Source organism: Candidatus Borrarchaeum sp., from assembly GCF_019058535.1.
In the GTDB taxonomy this organism is placed as follows: Archaea; Asgardarchaeota; Sifarchaeia; order Borrarchaeales; family Borrarchaeaceae; genus Borrarchaeum; species Borrarchaeum weybense.
Genome location: NZ_JAHPYX010000173.1, coordinates 1 through 15,558 on the forward strand (window position 1 = coordinate 1; position 15,558 = coordinate 15,558).

At 37.3% G+C, this 15,558-nt stretch carries 16 protein-coding genes; 8 read left to right on the forward strand and 8 right to left on the reverse strand.

The window, feature by feature from the left end:
- The coding region (locus QVB70_RS10040) for a NifB/NifX family molybdenum-iron cluster-binding protein (RefSeq protein WP_287585621.1) at positions 1–438 on the reverse strand (438 nt) is incomplete at its 3' end.
- Between the two features lie 110 nt (positions 439–548).
- Positions 549–965, reverse strand: a complete 417-nt coding sequence (locus QVB70_RS10045; protein WP_287585623.1) for a metal-dependent transcriptional regulator — start codon at positions 963–965, stop codon at positions 549–551.
- A 384-nt stretch (positions 966–1,349) separates the two neighbouring features.
- Between QVB70_RS10045 and QVB70_RS10050 the strand changes: the two genes are divergently transcribed.
- The gene (locus QVB70_RS10050) at positions 1,350–1,931 is read left to right on the forward strand and encodes a leucine-rich repeat domain-containing protein (RefSeq protein ID WP_287585625.1); all 582 of its coding nucleotides are present in this window, start codon (positions 1,350–1,352) and stop codon (positions 1,929–1,931) included.
- Between the two features lie 10 nt (positions 1,932–1,941).
- Here QVB70_RS10050 and QVB70_RS10055 read toward each other — a convergent pair whose 3' ends face one another.
- Complete coding sequence (locus QVB70_RS10055) at positions 1,942–3,162, reverse strand: cation diffusion facilitator family transporter (protein WP_287585627.1); 1,221 nt, start codon at positions 3,160–3,162, stop codon at positions 1,942–1,944.
- Positions 3,163–3,227: 65 nt separating this feature from the next.
- Positions 3,228–3,587: a NifB/NifX family molybdenum-iron cluster-binding protein gene (locus tag QVB70_RS10060; protein ID WP_287585629.1), complete on the reverse strand. Its 360-nt coding sequence runs from the start codon at positions 3,585–3,587 to the stop codon at positions 3,228–3,230.
- A 348-nt stretch (positions 3,588–3,935) separates the two neighbouring features.
- On the opposite strand from QVB70_RS10060, the gene QVB70_RS10065 reads away from it, so the two are divergent.
- The 5 genes from QVB70_RS10065 (at position 3,936) to QVB70_RS10085 (ending at position 8,878) form a co-directional block, all read left to right on the forward strand.
- Complete coding sequence (locus tag QVB70_RS10065; protein WP_287585631.1) at positions 3,936–4,301, forward strand: DUF5320 domain-containing protein; 366 nt, start codon at positions 3,936–3,938, stop codon at positions 4,299–4,301.
- A 142-nt stretch (positions 4,302–4,443) separates the two neighbouring features.
- Positions 4,444–4,785, forward strand: a complete 342-nt coding sequence (locus QVB70_RS10070; protein WP_287585632.1) for a DUF5320 domain-containing protein — start codon at positions 4,444–4,446, stop codon at positions 4,783–4,785.
- Between the two features lie 98 nt (positions 4,786–4,883).
- Complete coding sequence (locus tag QVB70_RS10075) at positions 4,884–5,582, forward strand: zinc-ribbon domain-containing protein (RefSeq protein ID WP_342766558.1); 699 nt, start codon at positions 4,884–4,886, stop codon at positions 5,580–5,582.
- A 497-nt stretch (positions 5,583–6,079) separates the two neighbouring features.
- Complete coding sequence (locus tag QVB70_RS10080; RefSeq protein ID WP_287585634.1) at positions 6,080–7,522, forward strand: hypothetical protein; 1,443 nt, start codon at positions 6,080–6,082, stop codon at positions 7,520–7,522.
- 84 nt (positions 7,523–7,606) lie between these two features.
- Positions 7,607–8,878: a hypothetical protein gene (locus QVB70_RS10085; protein WP_287585635.1), complete on the forward strand. Its 1,272-nt coding sequence runs from the start codon at positions 7,607–7,609 to the stop codon at positions 8,876–8,878.
- A 53-nt stretch (positions 8,879–8,931) separates the two neighbouring features.
- Here the strand turns inward: QVB70_RS10085 and QVB70_RS10090 are convergent, their stop codons facing one another.
- The 4 genes from QVB70_RS10090 to QVB70_RS10105 all read right to left on the reverse strand — a co-directional run bounded on the left by QVB70_RS10090 (position 8,932) and on the right by QVB70_RS10105 (position 13,427).
- Positions 8,932–10,233 carry a glycosyltransferase family 4 protein gene (locus QVB70_RS10090; RefSeq protein WP_287585637.1) on the reverse strand — a complete coding sequence of 434 codons (1,302 nt, stop codon included), beginning with the start codon at positions 10,231–10,233 and terminating at the stop codon, positions 8,932–8,934.
- Positions 10,234–10,366: 133 nt separating this feature from the next.
- A complete protein-coding gene (locus QVB70_RS10095) occupies positions 10,367–11,035 on the reverse strand; it encodes an HAD family phosphatase (protein ID WP_287585639.1) in 669 nt (222 codons plus the stop codon).
- 7 nt (positions 11,036–11,042) lie between these two features.
- Complete coding sequence (locus QVB70_RS10100) at positions 11,043–12,185, reverse strand: glycosyltransferase family 4 protein (RefSeq protein ID WP_287585641.1); 1,143 nt, start codon at positions 12,183–12,185, stop codon at positions 11,043–11,045.
- Between the two features lie 219 nt (positions 12,186–12,404).
- Entirely contained in the window at positions 12,405–13,427 is a 1,023-nt protein-coding gene (locus QVB70_RS10105) for a 2-phospho-L-lactate transferase CofD family protein (RefSeq protein ID WP_287585643.1), read from the reverse strand.
- Between the two features lie 214 nt (positions 13,428–13,641).
- Here QVB70_RS10105 and QVB70_RS10110 point away from each other — a divergent pair, with 214 nt between their 5' ends.
- Together QVB70_RS10110 and QVB70_RS10115 are read left to right on the forward strand one after the other, a co-directional pair.
- Positions 13,642–14,235, forward strand: coding sequence for a hypothetical protein (locus QVB70_RS10110; RefSeq protein ID WP_287585645.1), 594 nt, complete (start codon positions 13,642–13,644; stop codon positions 14,233–14,235).
- Between the two features lie 574 nt (positions 14,236–14,809).
- On the forward strand, positions 14,810–15,385 hold the full coding sequence (locus QVB70_RS10115; RefSeq protein WP_287585647.1) for a hypothetical protein: 576 nt from the start codon (positions 14,810–14,812) through the stop codon (positions 15,383–15,385).
- Positions 15,386–15,558 lie beyond the last annotated feature (173 nt).

The following is a 15,558-nucleotide window of genomic DNA, read 5'->3' on the forward strand; positions in this document are numbered from 1 at the left end:
ACCCATGCCCATGCCGCGTCCCATACCCATACCACGACCCATGCCCATGCCCATGCCCGCATGCATTGGAGCGGTAGGACCTGTAACGGGTGTTAAACTTCCTGCAAGATACTGATCTACAGCTTCTTTTACAGAAATGCCGAAAACACCAGCATGAATTTTTATTCCCAGTTGCTGGAGGGCTATGAAGGCGTTAGGGCCAAAATTTCCTGAGATGACGGCTTTAGCACCCAGATTACCGATTAATTGTGCGGCTTGAATGCCTGCGCCTCCCATAGCGCCCATAGCGGGATTATTTTCCGTGGTAACTTCTTTGATTTCCTTTTTATCCAAATCAATATCTACGATCGTATAGATAGGACATCGTCCAAACACGGGTGACACCATGTCGTCCAATCCCCCTTGACTTTGTGAACTCACAACAATTCGTTCGATCATATTTTCACCTCCAAAAAATATACAGATTTAAAATCTAAGGTGATCATAATAGGTCAATCCTTAAACAAGATTTGCTTTGAAATGTCTATATAGCAAATTCTTAAAGTCTTTTAGTCCAAATTCTGCCATTTCATGAAATTTGGGGTTTTACGAATGAAGTTCATGAAATTTATTAGCTGAGTCATAGTTTCAGCATGAACCACATGTTCCATTTTGCACGCATCTTCTGACGCAATTTTTTTATCGATCCCAAGAAATCTTTGTAGGAATTCTTTCAATACTTCATGCCTTTTGACTACGGTTTTTGCTAAAACCTCACCATCTTGCGTTAAAGTTATGGGATTGTAACGTTCATAGGAGACGAAGCCCTTTTTGTATAACTTTTGAATCATTTCTGTCACACTAGCTGGTCGAATAGATAGTTTCTTAGCAATATCAGAAACTCTAGCTTGACCTTTACTTTGTATAAGTTGGTAAATGGTTTTTAGGTATTCTTCTTCGATTTTGTTTATCTTATTTTTCTCCATTTTTTGTTCAAACACCTAAATCTGATTTTAAATACTAGGATTTTTCAGGGTGCTTTTCTTTCGCCTATCTCGGTAATTATATCCTTAAGTAACTCATGCTTGGTTTCAATAACTTGAATGTAAAAACTATCGAATGTGATAACAAGATTAATTTATGGGTGATTTAGGTAAACCTAAACCTGTATTTATGTGCTTATGCACAATTTATAAGTCTTACTCTGATAACGAAATATGATCATAAATGTCAACTAAAATAATGAACTGCATTAATCTAAGAAGAAATCAATCTTATTTTAAGTTTCACTTTGTTCAGGAACTATTATTAATTCTCTTCCTTCAATTAGCATTTATATAGATCGTTAAGTATGTATTAAGTGAGTATCCATGACCGACTCAGTTACTTTTAAAGGAAAGCAATATTTTGTTGAAAGAGAAGCTGAAACAGGTAGATCCCGGCTCTTTCGTTATCACGAGGGAATTAGCGACATTGAAGAGATCGAAGATTTGGCAGATCTTACTTCTCTCCAAAGTCTTATTCTCTGTGAGAATACGATAAAAGAAATTTCGGGTCTGGAAACGCTCACCAGCCTCCAAGAGCTGTACCTCAATAAAAACCAGATCGAAGAGATTAAAGGTCTGGATAACTTGACGAAGCTTAGAAGATTAGGTCTATATCGGAACAAGATTAGTGAGATCAAGGGTCTGGAAACGCTTACAAATCTCGAATATCTGAATCTCTCACGCAACCAAATTTCTGAGCTTAAGGAATTGGAGACGCTGATCAACCTTAAAGAGTTGGATCTCACCATCAATCAAATAACTGAGATTAAGGGATTAGAAAAACTCGCCAATCTCGAACGAATAAGTCTTAGAGTCAACCCGATAAAACAGGAACACCAGCATTTACTGAGCAGAACGTGGTTTCATGGGCAGAAGTTTGTTAAATTCTGTCAAGAGCAAAGTTAAAAAAGAATTTTTATGGCACCTTTTTTTTGCTGATCTCCGCTATTATGTCCTTCAGTGAATCAAGTTTAGTTTCGGTAACTTGAACATAATAGCTATCGAACGCATACGTTGGTCCCTTCTTTAGGGGCTCTTTAATGAATACCTTATCGACTTTTTGTTGATCGCCTAACCATTCAGCTATCAATATTCCTTTCCGTTTTGGTTCATTCCTAAACGGGTTTTCTAAAATTGTCATATCGGATAACGCATCATCTCTTATATCAATAATGGCAAAATACGCGGTCTCCCCGAAACGAGGAAAAACTGGAGATTTTAAACCTTGATCCTCTTCTATTGGTACAGCGATGCGTATCAGTTCCTTTTTCTTAGGTTCTAGTAAGATGAGGACGTTATCGATATTCTCCACTTGGTTTTTTATGTTCGCTTTAAGTTTCTCAACTAGTAGTTGAGCCTTCTCCACATCAATGTGTGCATCTACCTCAATCTTCAATTCAGCGAAAAAATACTTGCCAGAACCTCGTGCACGTATCCACTGTACTTTTTTGACACCAGAAGTTTCTAGGGCTATTTCTTTTATCTGCTCTCGGGCGTCATAAGGAATAGAAGCATCAAGTAACACTTTTGTAGAAGCTTTGAAAGTTTCATAGCCAGCCCTAATTACAAAAATTGCTGCGATAATTGCAGCGATGGCATCCATAATATATATGCCGAAAAATGCCCCCGAAACTCCAATTAGCACAGCCAACGAGGCAAAAACATCTACACGGCTGTGTTCGCCATCAGCAAGCAAACTTGGAGAGTTAGTTTGTTTACCGATTTTGATTTTATATGTGGAAATTACGAACAGTGTGATGATAGAAACAATTGCAGTAATAATTCCAACTATTGGATTTTCTATTACTTGAATAGCCACAAAACGATCAATAGCTGCTGTTATCATTTCATAAGCGCCATAAAAAATAGCGAGGGAGATAAATAAACTGACGAAATTTTCGATTTTATGGAATCCATACGGGAAGTCCTCAGTAGGTGGGCGTTCTGAAATTTTAATCCCGACGGCCACTGCAAGAGATGGGAAGACATCTGACAAAGAGTTAATTCCATCAGCGATGAGAGAGATACTTGCCGTAATAGAGCCCGCTAAGAATTTTATAATTGAAAGAAAAACGTTTATGCCCGTGCCTATTATCGCTGCGTTTCGAATTTTGGCAATATCTGATTCTTTTGTCAATTAGTCCACCTAAACACGCTCTCTGCAAAAATGGATGGACAGGTAATTATGCCATGATAAATCATTCAATGCCGATGTGCCTGACATGCTGTCTCATCAGTTACTTCTTGCAATTCCCCTCGTTTCCATGCCTCAATGGTGTCCTTTACGGTCCCCATTGCACCAACGTAAACCATTATACCCATTTGCTCGAACATTTGGACTGCCCGTTGACCCAATCCAGAGCATAACATAATGTCCACTTTATGTGCGTGCATAAGTTCAGGCGGGAGGCCTGTTCCACCCATATGCTCACTTGTGTTTGACACAATTTCGACTTTCTCGGTTTCTGAATCCCAAATTGTGTACGTCGGCACTCTTCCGAAGTGCTGTCCTACCATATCTTCTAAGCCTTTATTTCCCATACTTGGAACACTTATTCTCATTTTTTACCCTCATTTCACTGTGCAGGTCTTAAATTTATATTATTAAAAGGTGATCTCTTTTTAATTATAACAATAGTATGATGTTTTGTGAGGCCAATTTTTATAAAGTTTATTATGCACAAAATTCTTGTAGAATTAAATATCTTTTTGTTGAGTAATTAACTAAAAAGTCGAATTTAATAATTCATAATGCAACAAACATTTTAAATAGTTAAATTCTATTGAAATACAGAAATTTAATAAGACATTGACAGAAAAGTAAGTAAGTTCATCACAGAAAAATTTATATATTTTTGTGCATAATCCCATTATTGATGATAATCAACAAACTAATGAGGTGAATAAAAAATGTCATATGGTCAAGGTGGTAGAGGTGGTAGAGGACGCTATCGTTGGATGTATCAGATGACTGGGCTTCCTGGATGGATGCGATTTGGTTTCTCTCCAGGGTGGTTGGGTAGATCTCCGACTGGATTGCCGCCTGCAGCACAGTGGATTACGCAAAGCGGATTATTACCCCAATTTACATCATATCTTCAATCAGGGCAACCAACAACTGTACCAACTCCTGGTATGATGCCACAAGTACCTTTCCAACCAGGGACAGTTCCAGTAGTACAAGAAAAACAAGTGCTTACACAACAATTAGATTTCCTTAGAAATCAAATAGAAGGCATTCGCAAGAGACTAGAAGAAATTGAGAGGGAGGGGTAAAGATGAGACGGGGTAGAGGTGTCAGATTAGGTTCTACTACCTCTTGGTCCTGCAGATGGTTTCCATGGCTGCCTAGAAGGTGGTGGGCAATGCCCTATCTTTGTAGCCTTCCTATCTCTAACAGATTAGTGAGGTGATGAAAATGGGTTATCGATATCGTTGGATGTATCAGATGACTGGGCTTCCTGGATGGATGCGATTTGGTTTCTCTCCAGGGTGGTTGGGTAGATCTCCGACTGGATTGCCTCCAACCGCACAATGGATCATGCAGAGCGGACTAATGCCGCAGTTTTTGTCCTACCTCCAATCAGCACAACCTACATCAGGAGTACCAACTTTAGGCATGATGGCGACAACGCCTTTCCAACCAGGGACATTACCAGCTGAGCAAGAAAAACAAATGCTCACACAACAACTACAGTTCCTTGAAGATCAAATAGAAACCGTTCGAAAACGATTAGAAGAACTTGAAAAGGAGGGATAAAGCTGGGACGAGGTGGACGCGGTAGAGGTGTCGGATTCGGTCCAAATACCTCTTGGTCCTGCAGATGGTTTCCATGGCTGCCTAGAAGGTGGTGGGCAATGCCCTATCTTTACGGATCTGGTGCTCCCTACAAATCTAGTCCAATAGTTCAGCCAGAAGCTATGCCGCCACCACAAGAAAGAGAAATGCTTGAGCAAAACTTGACATTGTTAGAAGGTCAACTAGGCGAAATTAAAAGTCGACTTTCAGAACTTGTAAAGGATAAAACCAAAACAAAGTATAAAGGGATGTTGCAGAGTAGAATTAAAGTATGTCCTTATTGTGGTGAAACTAATATTCCTGAGAGTCTTTTCTGCACGCAATGTGGTGCTTCTCTTACTCCCGAAAAAGATTTTGTACCTCCATCCCCTGGTACAACATCAATGTCCCCAAAATACTCGCCTGTTCCGAAGCCTTATCCGACTCAGATGACAGATGCACAACTTACTCTCGCAAGGAAAGACGAAGGCATCTCTGTTCTTTTAACTATCGTCCTTGCAGGTCTTGGACATTTGTTTGTAGGTAAAATTAGGCGTGGTCTTGTCTTCCTTGTTATTACTATTGGATTATGGATCTTTGGTGCAGGTCTATCATGGATCTTTGGTGCAGGTCTATCATGGATCTTTGGTGCAGGTCTATTCATTCTGCCTGCGCTTGTGTGGTATTTATATGCAATCTACGATAGCTACCAATTAACGAAGCGATATAATGGAGCACTTTACAATTTGAGACGCCCACCGCAAGAAGACGAATTTTAAATAAATGGGTTTTTGATGCCCGCTTCAATAATTTTTTTATTATTTGCCACACGCTTGTGCATTCTCACAAGGTCATTCTTGTATAAGGTCTCTAACATAATTCGATGAAATCGCAAGAATAATTTAAAATTCAAGGCATATCTCCAACAAATGCAGACAGTCGCATAGGCTGCCTGCTATCAACAATTTTTTTAAAATGCGTGTTATGTTTCGTCGCACTTGGTTACGCTGACTACTTTCTAGGGAAAAACTTTGATAATATTTAAAAAAGAACACGTCCTAAGATAAAGCGTTATTGCATTAACGGATGGAATCTGCGACAATCATGTGTATTTAGCTATAACAATTCATACAGTACTTTTTGTTGGATACTCATCCAATTCAAGGTAAAGGCGCAGAACATCGGATGAATTCAAATACCCATTCTTTCCGATCTCCTATAAATTGGCTTCTATACAACAGATTAAGAACTGTGTAGATTCTTGGGAGAGAATAAATTGTTGGACACTAGATTTGAATGGAAAAAACGAGTTTTAGATTTGGGCCATTATGAAAAGATATCCCTTGATGAAGCGATCTCTCTAAAGTTAAATACGCTTGTTTTAGATGAGGCCAACCTTAATCGGCCTCTTAGCATTAGTTTAATTATTCCTACTAAAATAGACATTGAGAATGGAGAGACTCGAAAGTTAGAATTAAAGGTTCTTGGTGAAGTTTTGTCAGAATGTAGCAAACTTGTAGATCTTGGATATCTTGACGAAATAATTGTAATTGATGGCTCAACAGATAGCCAAGGGAAGCCTTCATATACGGTTCTAGAAAAAGTTGTTGAAACGGCATCTGAGGAATTAGGGTTATTCAAAGAACAGATTAAATTGTTAAATGCCTACATGAGTGAACGCATTAAAGCGAAGAAAGGCTTTTTTGATTTTGTTTTAAAGGTTGTAAATCAGTTTGATGAGAATATGGGTAAAGTATTAGCAAAATATGGGGCATTTAACGTTGCTGGGAGATTTGGCGTCCCTCCAGGTAAAGGCGCAGGGATATGGCTATCAACCCCGATTACTATCGGTGACGTCGTATGCTTCGTAGATTCAGACATAAAGGGTTTTAAAAAGGAGTTTGTTGTCGGCTTATGCCACCCGATCATTTATACAAAAACCGTAGAAGATTCCGCGATTAAATATGTAAAAGCCTATTATCATAGATTGACAACACGATTAAGCGATAAAAGTGATGTAACAAAACTCGGAGGACGTGTCACTCGTCTTCTCGCAAAGCCACTAATGAAAGTGATTGCAAATCATTTCAATGTATTTGAAGGAATCGAAACTTTTAGATATCCACTTTCTGGTGAAGCGGCCCTATCACGAGACGTTCTTGAAATGTTACGGATTCCATATCATTATGGAATTGAAATCTCAACTCTGCTACAATTATGTGAAACGATAGGTATAATTCCTCTAGCGCAAGTCGATCTTGGACTTTTCCAGCACATAGGACAGTCCTTAACTGGTTTGTGGAAAATGTCCGAACAGATTATCATGACATTGAAAGATCATCTTCATTCGCATGGTATAGATTTCTCCCATGAAGATTTACTCAAAACAATACTTTCAGAATATGAAATTACAGCAAAAGAAATGTTAGAAGCCGATGCGAATACAGTTGAAACACTTCAAAATAAATTCGAAGAATTCATTAAAAAAAAGTTTGTATTCTCATTAGAGGAGGAAACAGAAAGGATCAACAAATATACTGAAATTATTCGAGCACTGTTAATAAAAAAGTGGCTTGAAAGCGAAGGAAAAACGCTTTACCTACCACCTTGGCGAATGATTGAAAAAGAAACAGATGCGTACTTTCAAATTCGTGAAATGTTAAGAAGAAGGAGCATTCAAAGTACCTGGTCACGTATACATGCAGTAGGCTTGATTTAGGACAAAGAAAATCCACTTTAATTTTGTCACAGCAAATAAATGGATGAATGTGTACAGTTTTGAAAACGTTTTGGAGTTGAAACGGTGGAACGTAGAACGATTGGAGTCTGTTATTCCGCATATATTAACGAAGATTGTACCCCTAATGATTTGGCAGAAAGTATTCTGAAGATTCACGAAGAATTTAAAGAATCAAGTTATGATGTAAAATTTTATGTAACTATTTTTGATCCAAATAAACAGAATGCCGTTTCAGTTATAAAAGAATTGAGAAAAAAACATCGGTTACCGCTCCGCATACTAGAAGAACCTCTAGATTCCAAATATTCAGGTTATTGCACAAAAGGCCATTCGATGTCAAACGGTGCCATTATAGCGTATTTAAATGGTTGTGATTTCGTTGGTTTCATGGATGGCGATGAAACCATCCCTGAAGGTAAGTTTCCTCATATGCTTGAATCAATAAAAAAATACGATGCAGATATTTGTTTTGTTGATATGCCGCGTTCGGCATTTTCAGGATTAATAACAAACTCCTTGCTAGTCTATTTTACATGTTATCTCGATTACAACGTGCCTGGGTTTATTTCAGGTTACTATTTACTTACAAAAAACTTAGCGAAAAAACTATTTAATATTCAAAACGAAGAGCAAATAAAAGAAGAATTGGATAACACTATCGATATCTCTCCAAATATGTTTATCAAATTATCCAATTCTCTTGAGAGTTCCATCGACAATTACAGAACATGGGCCATTGATACGTCAATTGTTGTATTAAGTCTTTTGGAACACAACGCCAAATGCTGTGCTGCGAAAGTAACACCAAAGGTAGATCGAAGTGCTCTAAGATATGATGATGCGGGTGTTGGTACAATTGAAAAAATGTTCAACGAACTGATCGGTGGAATTACACGGATGATTGCACTTTTAGATATCAATAAACGAACACCAACGATTCCAAAAAACCCACCAACTTATGGTGACCTAGAAGAAGAGATTGAACATAAGCCAATTGATACTGATCCCTATAAAAAAATAGTTGTACAATATAATAAGGAAAGAAAGGACGAATATGAAAAACTTGTCTCAATACGTCCTGGCTATTTTGAAACAGCGCTTAATGTGACGAATTTAGACATTGTTTGTCAGAACCATGGAACGTTGCTTAGAAAACTCATATCAGAGATAGATAAGACAAATTACGGATTTATCGGTCGTTGTCTCGTTACAGTCTGTATGCAGTTTATGATATTACGAGTCGAACTTTTAAAAAAGGCATATGCTGAAGGAAAAGAACTCGAAGCATTTGCAGATGAAATTCAATTGAAAGTGACTGAAACACTTGTTAGTTAATTTTTCCATCAGTTCACTAAGAACTCAAAGATAACAGAGAGTTAGATACTAAATTAACTGAATAACAGAGGTAAAACCTTATTTTTGACGATTTTTGACCACATGAAGTTTTGCAAGACGTTTCTGAAATTCAGATCCACAGCACTAGAGATAAGAAATCTATGAATTCGAAAGGCAATTGTTTTAGGGGGCTCATCTAAACCAAACATATATGCTTCAATGTTGTCCCTTACTAATTCTTCGAAAGGGTCTATTCGACTACAAAATAATGGTTTTCGACTTGCACCAGCCTCAATGATTGGCAAACCAAAGCCTTCCTCTTTGCTGGGAACAAAGACTATATCTGCAAGATTATAAATGTCAGAGATACCCCATTTGATAATCCGACCTTCCTTCCTGACCCTCTCTTTACTTATGAGGTTATGACAAAAAATGACATCTTTAGATACGCCTAATTTTGTTGAAGTGTCTTTCAAGTAGCGCATATATTTTTTACCAGCTATGTATGCCTGGTTATCAGGCGGTCCAGATATCAATAATTTAATATTACCAGTGCGTATCAGATTGCGCAACTCATTAACAACATAGAGCGCAAGTTCAATATTTTTCCGAGGAGTCACCCTTACGGGGACTAAAATAATATAATCATTGTGATTAATCTCCAGATGTTCTTTAAGTTCCAACGTGTGTTTGTCTAACTTTAAAAAATCATCGAGATCGATTCCATTTGGAATTACTGTGATATCTTCTATCCTAAATTGTTCATGTTCTGTTTCTGCAAACTGCATGGCTCTAAAGTGAGTAATTGTGACGTATTCAATATTTTTGTGTGCATGGTGTACTTCTGTGAATGGATATTGGTTGAGTCGATCCTGATACATATCCCGAAATACTATGGAATCGTGAATCCAATATATCATTTTGCCGCTACATTTTTCAGCGACTTCGTTGATAGCTACAAGCGCTGGAAAATTGAAGGGCATTGAAGGGATATTGTGGACTATAATCTTGTCTATTTCATTTTCCTCAAGAATTTGACACAGTCGGGTTTTAATTCTTTCTTTTATTCTGTTAAAGCCTACTAGATTCTCATCTGACAAGCCTTTTTGAAAGATAATATCCTGTATTAGCACAATATCTGGATGGAATCCATGTAATTCTGGGATCTGATGTTCAATGACGTTTTTACCCTCCCATCCGCCTCCACCACGTCCAAAAATTAGATGAATTTCATCCAAATATTCACAAAGGTGTTCAGTATGCTCAGAAATTACGCTTTCAACACCTCCGTGTTCCAAATGTGGCGCCGTATAGTGTATAATTGCTAACTTTTTCTTTTCTGATGGGGTCATCATCAGTCCCTCAAAAGAGATACTTTAACTCTATATATATAGTCTTTTTGACTTTTTATGAAAATATAGTTGATTCTGCTTCTTTATTCTGACGTAGAATCGGATAATACTCAAACGTAAGATCGTAGTGTTCCTTTTAAATTTTTGAAATTAGTCTGATTATGCTGTTCCAACTTTCCACAAAATCTTTTTCGACTATTAGATCCACATATTCTGTAAGAGTAAAGTTTCTTGGAGTGACACCTATCGCTACTTTCGCATGTTTCAACATACAAATATCGCCACTACTATCACCAAAGGCAATTATTTTATCCATAGGCACATTATATTTGTTGATTATTGATTCTAAGGCATGTAATTTACAAACTGAATGTCTTTTGCATCTAGGATCATTATTTCTCCAGCAGGGTTGCGTAATTAATTTGCCAGTCAGACGACCTTCATTTATTTCGACTATGTTTCCCCAGATCTCATCGATCTGTAGTTTTTTAGCTAGACGTTGAATAAGAAAGGTATAAGAATCGCTAATTATTGCTGTTAAAAACTTTTCTTTTTTTAGAAAATTAATTAGACGCTGGGCTCCTCGGCGAATTTCTATTTGATCAAAAATATCAATAACTCTAGAAGCGGAAACATTTTCAAGCAAACGAGCGACTTCTATACTGATTTGATAGGCATATTTGCCTTTTGACGCTTGATCAATTTGCACAAGCTTTTGCTTAAAATCCAATTCATTGGCCAGTACATCAATTGTACGCTTTGCTAAAAGGGTTCCATCCATATCAAATGCAGCCAGTCCTCTCATTAGGAGGTCACCTTTCGTTTAAGACTTTTTTATAGACATTTAATGTTCTTTTTGCAGCTAATTCCCATGTGAATAGGCGTTCAACTCGTTTTCTTCCAGCATGGCCAAATTTTTTTCTTAACTTTTCATCTTGTAAAAGAGTGATGACGGCCTTAGCTAACTCATTATGATTTTTAGGTGGAACTACGAATCCACATTTATTTTGTTTTACTACTTCTGGAACTGCACAGTTGTTAAAAGCAACAACAGGTCTTTCTGTTGCCATTGCTTCCGCTGGAGGTATGCCGAACCCCTCCCATAAACTTGGGAAGCAAAACACATCACATGCCGCGTACATCAGTGGAACATCTTCATCTGGAACAAAACCTGTGAAAATTACAGAAGATCTATGCTCTTTCTTAACAAGCTGCTTTAGATTAAGAATGTCAAAACGTGCGCCTCCTGCAATAAGGAACTTTGCATTAGGGAGCTCTTTTAGGATCAGGGGAACGGCCTTAAGTAGAAATTGCACGCCTTTGTAGGGAGCTAAGCGTCCTAAAAATAGTATAACAGGTAGTTCTACCTTATATCTCTCTAAAATTTGATGTGCATACTTTACATTTTCCGGTGTGAACCGGGTGAGATCAATACCATTGTAAATGACGGTAATCTTTTTTGGGGACACTTTGTATACAGAACAGAGTTCTTTTTTCAAATAGTTAGAGACAGTAATAATATGGTCATTTCCTTTTCTCAATGCAAAGAATGTCTCGATCTTATGGTCAATCATTTTTAACTTTTGACCAATATCGCGCCATATCCACGTGGGTGCAAATCCATGATAGGTAAAAACGTGGGGCATAGTCTCTGTGAGATTCAGATAATTGCCAACATAAATCCCAGGATGGTACATAGTGTGGACGAGGGAATAGTCTCTTAATAACCCTTTAGTGTAAAACGGTGTTAATATATTTCGAAGAAACTTAATCGTCGATCCTCGGAATTTTATCTCGTTTAATTTTATTTTTTCTCTATCCGCTTCAATTTCACATCCTCTTGTAAAAACATCAATTTCTAGTCCTAGTTTTACTAAGCGCTTAGCCAATTCAAGAATGTGAACTACCTGGCCAGAACCTTTATGAAGCGTTGAACGGAAAATGGCAACTCGCATAGATTCACAACACAATTTAATATCTACATATTTTCTTCATTTTACAAGAGAATTATTCTATTCATGAAATTTGATCTAAATGTCTGAAAAATTAGGATAAACTGAAAGAGTTGATGTGCAATACTATTTCCTTTTCTTTGTTCGTTTGCGCTGCATTTTTCGTTATTTTTTCTTTTTTCATTTCGCGCGCATTTATCCACGACCTAACTTTTCGATATCTTATCGTTTTCGTTTAAGTCCACCAACAAGTTTTTTTAAGCCCTGTTTCAGTGAGTCAACCTCTTTTTTGGCTTTATATTCTAATGATTCGACGATATCTCTAAATGAAGTCAACTTTAAGACCATTTCGACAATTTCCAGTTGATTCTTAGGTGTATCAAGGTTAAGGGGATAAGAAACGACTTTCATGCCATAGCGCGTAATCCGATTCTTGAGAGGTTCCTCTATTTTGTCAATCACATGGACATCGACCAAGCCACGTAGGACTTTTGAAAGTCCAATGGCGGAAGCTGCCAATCCCGTCCCTTGAAATGCTAGAAGGCTATCTGAATCAAGTTTTGTTTCTGTAATTGGACTAACAAAAATAATCTGCCCTACAGCATTTTTTAGGGCTTCTTGTAAATGTTGGATCCTTAAGATCGCTAATATGGACCTGGCTGGAGGCTTTGGAATAAGAATAACTTCTGAATTTAAGATCGCAGTTTGCGCCTCCTGTGAAAGTGTAACGGATTCAAATGCATCATACATCGAAGCTATGGAAATTTTTTGTTTACTAGGCTCTTCACCTTCACTTAATTCTTTAGAGTTTAATTCTAATTCAAGTTCATCATTTGAAAGAGGCATAACTGATGCTTCTGTAATGTTTTTTGAAATTTCGTTTATGCAAGTGCTTAATTGACGATTTTTTTTAAGGCCATGAGTAATAAGAATATTTGGTGCAAGAAAAAGATCACCCATCTCATCAAGTTCTTTCACTGCAGGAAAATTCTCGTCAATTTTCTGAAGAAAAGTACTAATTTCCAGTGAATCATTATGTTTTCCAGTCCACTTAGTTTCATTTAATTGATTCATAAGAAGCAGCAATACATTTGTTAATTGTGGGTAGACGCGAATATCATAAAAATTGAAAAAATCAAAGGTATCCACAATTACATTAACATCTACGTCTTTTGGAGAGATAATTTGTAAGAATCCGTTAAGAAACTTTAAACTTTCCTTTCCGCTTACAAGGATACTTATCAATTTAATCTCCGCATACCTATCATTTGATGAATCTTAAATAGTTTTTGAATACGTTTTTAAAAGTCCGTTGGGAGAACAACGGGCTAGGATTATCCTATTTTTCAAGAGAGGTAATGAAAATCTTTTTAATTTCAAAAACTCAAATAGTTTACAAGATTAATTACTATCAATTTTGTTTTCTAAGCACCGCCGAAGAATTAAAGCTGTGTTCTCGATGGGAAAAATAGACAACTTACGTAGAAAATTCAAGCGCTACAGCGAAATAACCCAGGTTGATGAAATCGCACGAAGACTTTTTGTTATGAATGCGTTCGACGGATGCTTGACAATCTTAGGAATTCTTGTTGGAGCATACGTTGCGGGAGTCTTTGAGGCACGTATTATTATCGGCGTTGGTTTCGGTTCAAGCATAGCCATGGGCATGTCGGGACTATTTGGTGCGTATATGGCTGAAGCAGCAGAGAGAAAAAAGAAAGTTCAAGAACTAGAGCAATCACTTCTAACGAATTTGGAAGATTCCATTATAGTAAAAGCATCTCGTTTTTCGTCAATTTACGTTGCAATTATTGATGCTTTAGCACCCTTTGTTGCAGCCCAGGTCTCATTAATACCCATATATCTCTCACTTTTTGATATATGTGCTGTTAGACTAGCTATGGAAATATCAATGGTTCTAATAATCGCCATACTTTTTATGTTAGGTGTTTTTCTCGGTCGCATCTCAAAGGATAATTTAATTATCTCAGGATTGAAGATGGTGGTCGCAGGTCTTATAACATTCGCAATAATTCTTATTCTTGGAATTTAACGAGTCTACCTTAAACGCTCAGGAGAGACACCACTCTTGAATAAAATATTCTTTGAAAGAAAATTAAAGAGATTCTGAGGACACTAACTACAAAAGCGTGTGAAAAATGTAGGCGCGCAATACAAATTTAAAATAATATTGCAGAACGTGTATTCATTAGTCTTGGATTACAGATTTTTTTGAGAGCTTTATAGACATTGTTTACGAAGAGCTGTTTATGGAGTGTAATCAAAAGATTCGTGCTCCATTTAATAAATGGACATTACAAACCTATACATATGCCATTTCGCCAATGTCCATAAAGATCTTTTCAATTTCATTCTGATTGTTATCTTTGGTAATTGAGCCTGACAAAATGTAATGGTATCTTATGATGGCGATTTAGTTCACATCACGAATCTTATGATATTTTAATGTGTCCATCTTGAGAATCCTTGGACAAATATTTGCTTGAGGGTTGGTTGATCTTGTATATAAATATTTCTTTGTATAATTATTAGAAAAGGCTTATATATTAGTAAATTTATACAAAACGAACATTATACCAAAAAAAGAATATGGGAGAACTAGAAAAATGCCATTTGCAGGTGCTGTTGGAGTACCCGCACCCGCTGTAACCATTGGTATGAGCGGTTTAATTTTTCCATTATGGGCAATCGGTGCTGCTATCTTTTTAGGCTATGAATTTACCCCAGCAGAGGGTAAAGCTCTCGGTGCCACCTGTCTAGTTGGTTGCTACTCGTTGAGTTTCCAGGGGTTTTGGCATATTATTGCTAACCCACTAGGTGGTGTCTTCAGCATCATCTTTGCCACAATCCCATTCATGTATGCCGTTACCTGGCTCGTCGGATTCATGGTTAATACTTTTGGATTTGATGGCAAAGTATTAGGGCAAGTATGTCTACAAGAAATGGTACCGCAAATCATAGCCTCGGTAGCATGTTGGATGGCTGGTGGAACTCAACCAATGTTGCAAATTGACTTGTGGTTCTATATCCTTGTGCTATTTGGATTCTTCCTCTTTACACATGGATATGGCGGAAAAGGCGGTGCGTATTACTGCGGGTTGTTCTGTTTCCTCTCCTGGATTGCGACAATACATCTACAGTTCTGGTGGAGTGGAATATTCGATCCAGGTCCCTTCTGGTGAGAATTCCACCATTTTTTATCCGGTAGAGGTCATATCCTCCTTTTTCTTTTTTTTTTAATTCTATAATATCTTTTTTAAGAAAAAATGTACGCGTCTCTTCTTTAAACACAAATACTTTAACTTAAACGGCAGGAAGCCTCGTCTAACAAGTTGGGAAGGAGGATGTCACGTGC

Bases quoted from the DNA above. Each gene is read 5' to 3' on its own strand.
- QVB70_RS10100 (WP_287585641.1), bottom strand. From the start codon at position 12,185: ATGCGAGTTGCCATTTTCCGTTCAACGCTTCATAAAGGTTCTGGCCAG.
- QVB70_RS10095 (WP_287585639.1), bottom strand. From the start codon at position 11,035: ATGAGAGGACTGGCTGCATTTGATATGGATGGAACCCTTTTAGCAAAG.
- QVB70_RS10090 (WP_287585637.1), bottom strand. From the start codon at position 10,233: ATGATGACCCCATCAGAAAAGAAAAAGTTAGCAATTATACACTATACG.
- QVB70_RS10110 (WP_287585645.1), top strand. From the start codon at position 13,642: ATGGGAAAAATAGACAACTTACGTAGAAAATTCAAGCGCTACAGCGAA.
- QVB70_RS10075 (WP_342766558.1), top strand. From the start codon at position 4,884: ATGCCCTATCTTTACGGATCTGGTGCTCCCTACAAATCTAGTCCAATA.
- QVB70_RS10065 (WP_287585631.1), top strand. From the start codon at position 3,936: ATGTCATATGGTCAAGGTGGTAGAGGTGGTAGAGGACGCTATCGTTGG.
- QVB70_RS10060 (WP_287585629.1), bottom strand. From the start codon at position 3,587: ATGAGAATAAGTGTTCCAAGTATGGGAAATAAAGGCTTAGAAGATATG.
- QVB70_RS10045 (WP_287585623.1), bottom strand. From the start codon at position 965: ATGGAGAAAAATAAGATAAACAAAATCGAAGAAGAATACCTAAAAACC.
- QVB70_RS10050 (WP_287585625.1), top strand. From the start codon at position 1,350: ATGACCGACTCAGTTACTTTTAAAGGAAAGCAATATTTTGTTGAAAGA.
- QVB70_RS10115 (WP_287585647.1), top strand. From the start codon at position 14,810: ATGCCATTTGCAGGTGCTGTTGGAGTACCCGCACCCGCTGTAACCATT.
- QVB70_RS10070 (WP_287585632.1), top strand. From the start codon at position 4,444: ATGGGTTATCGATATCGTTGGATGTATCAGATGACTGGGCTTCCTGGA.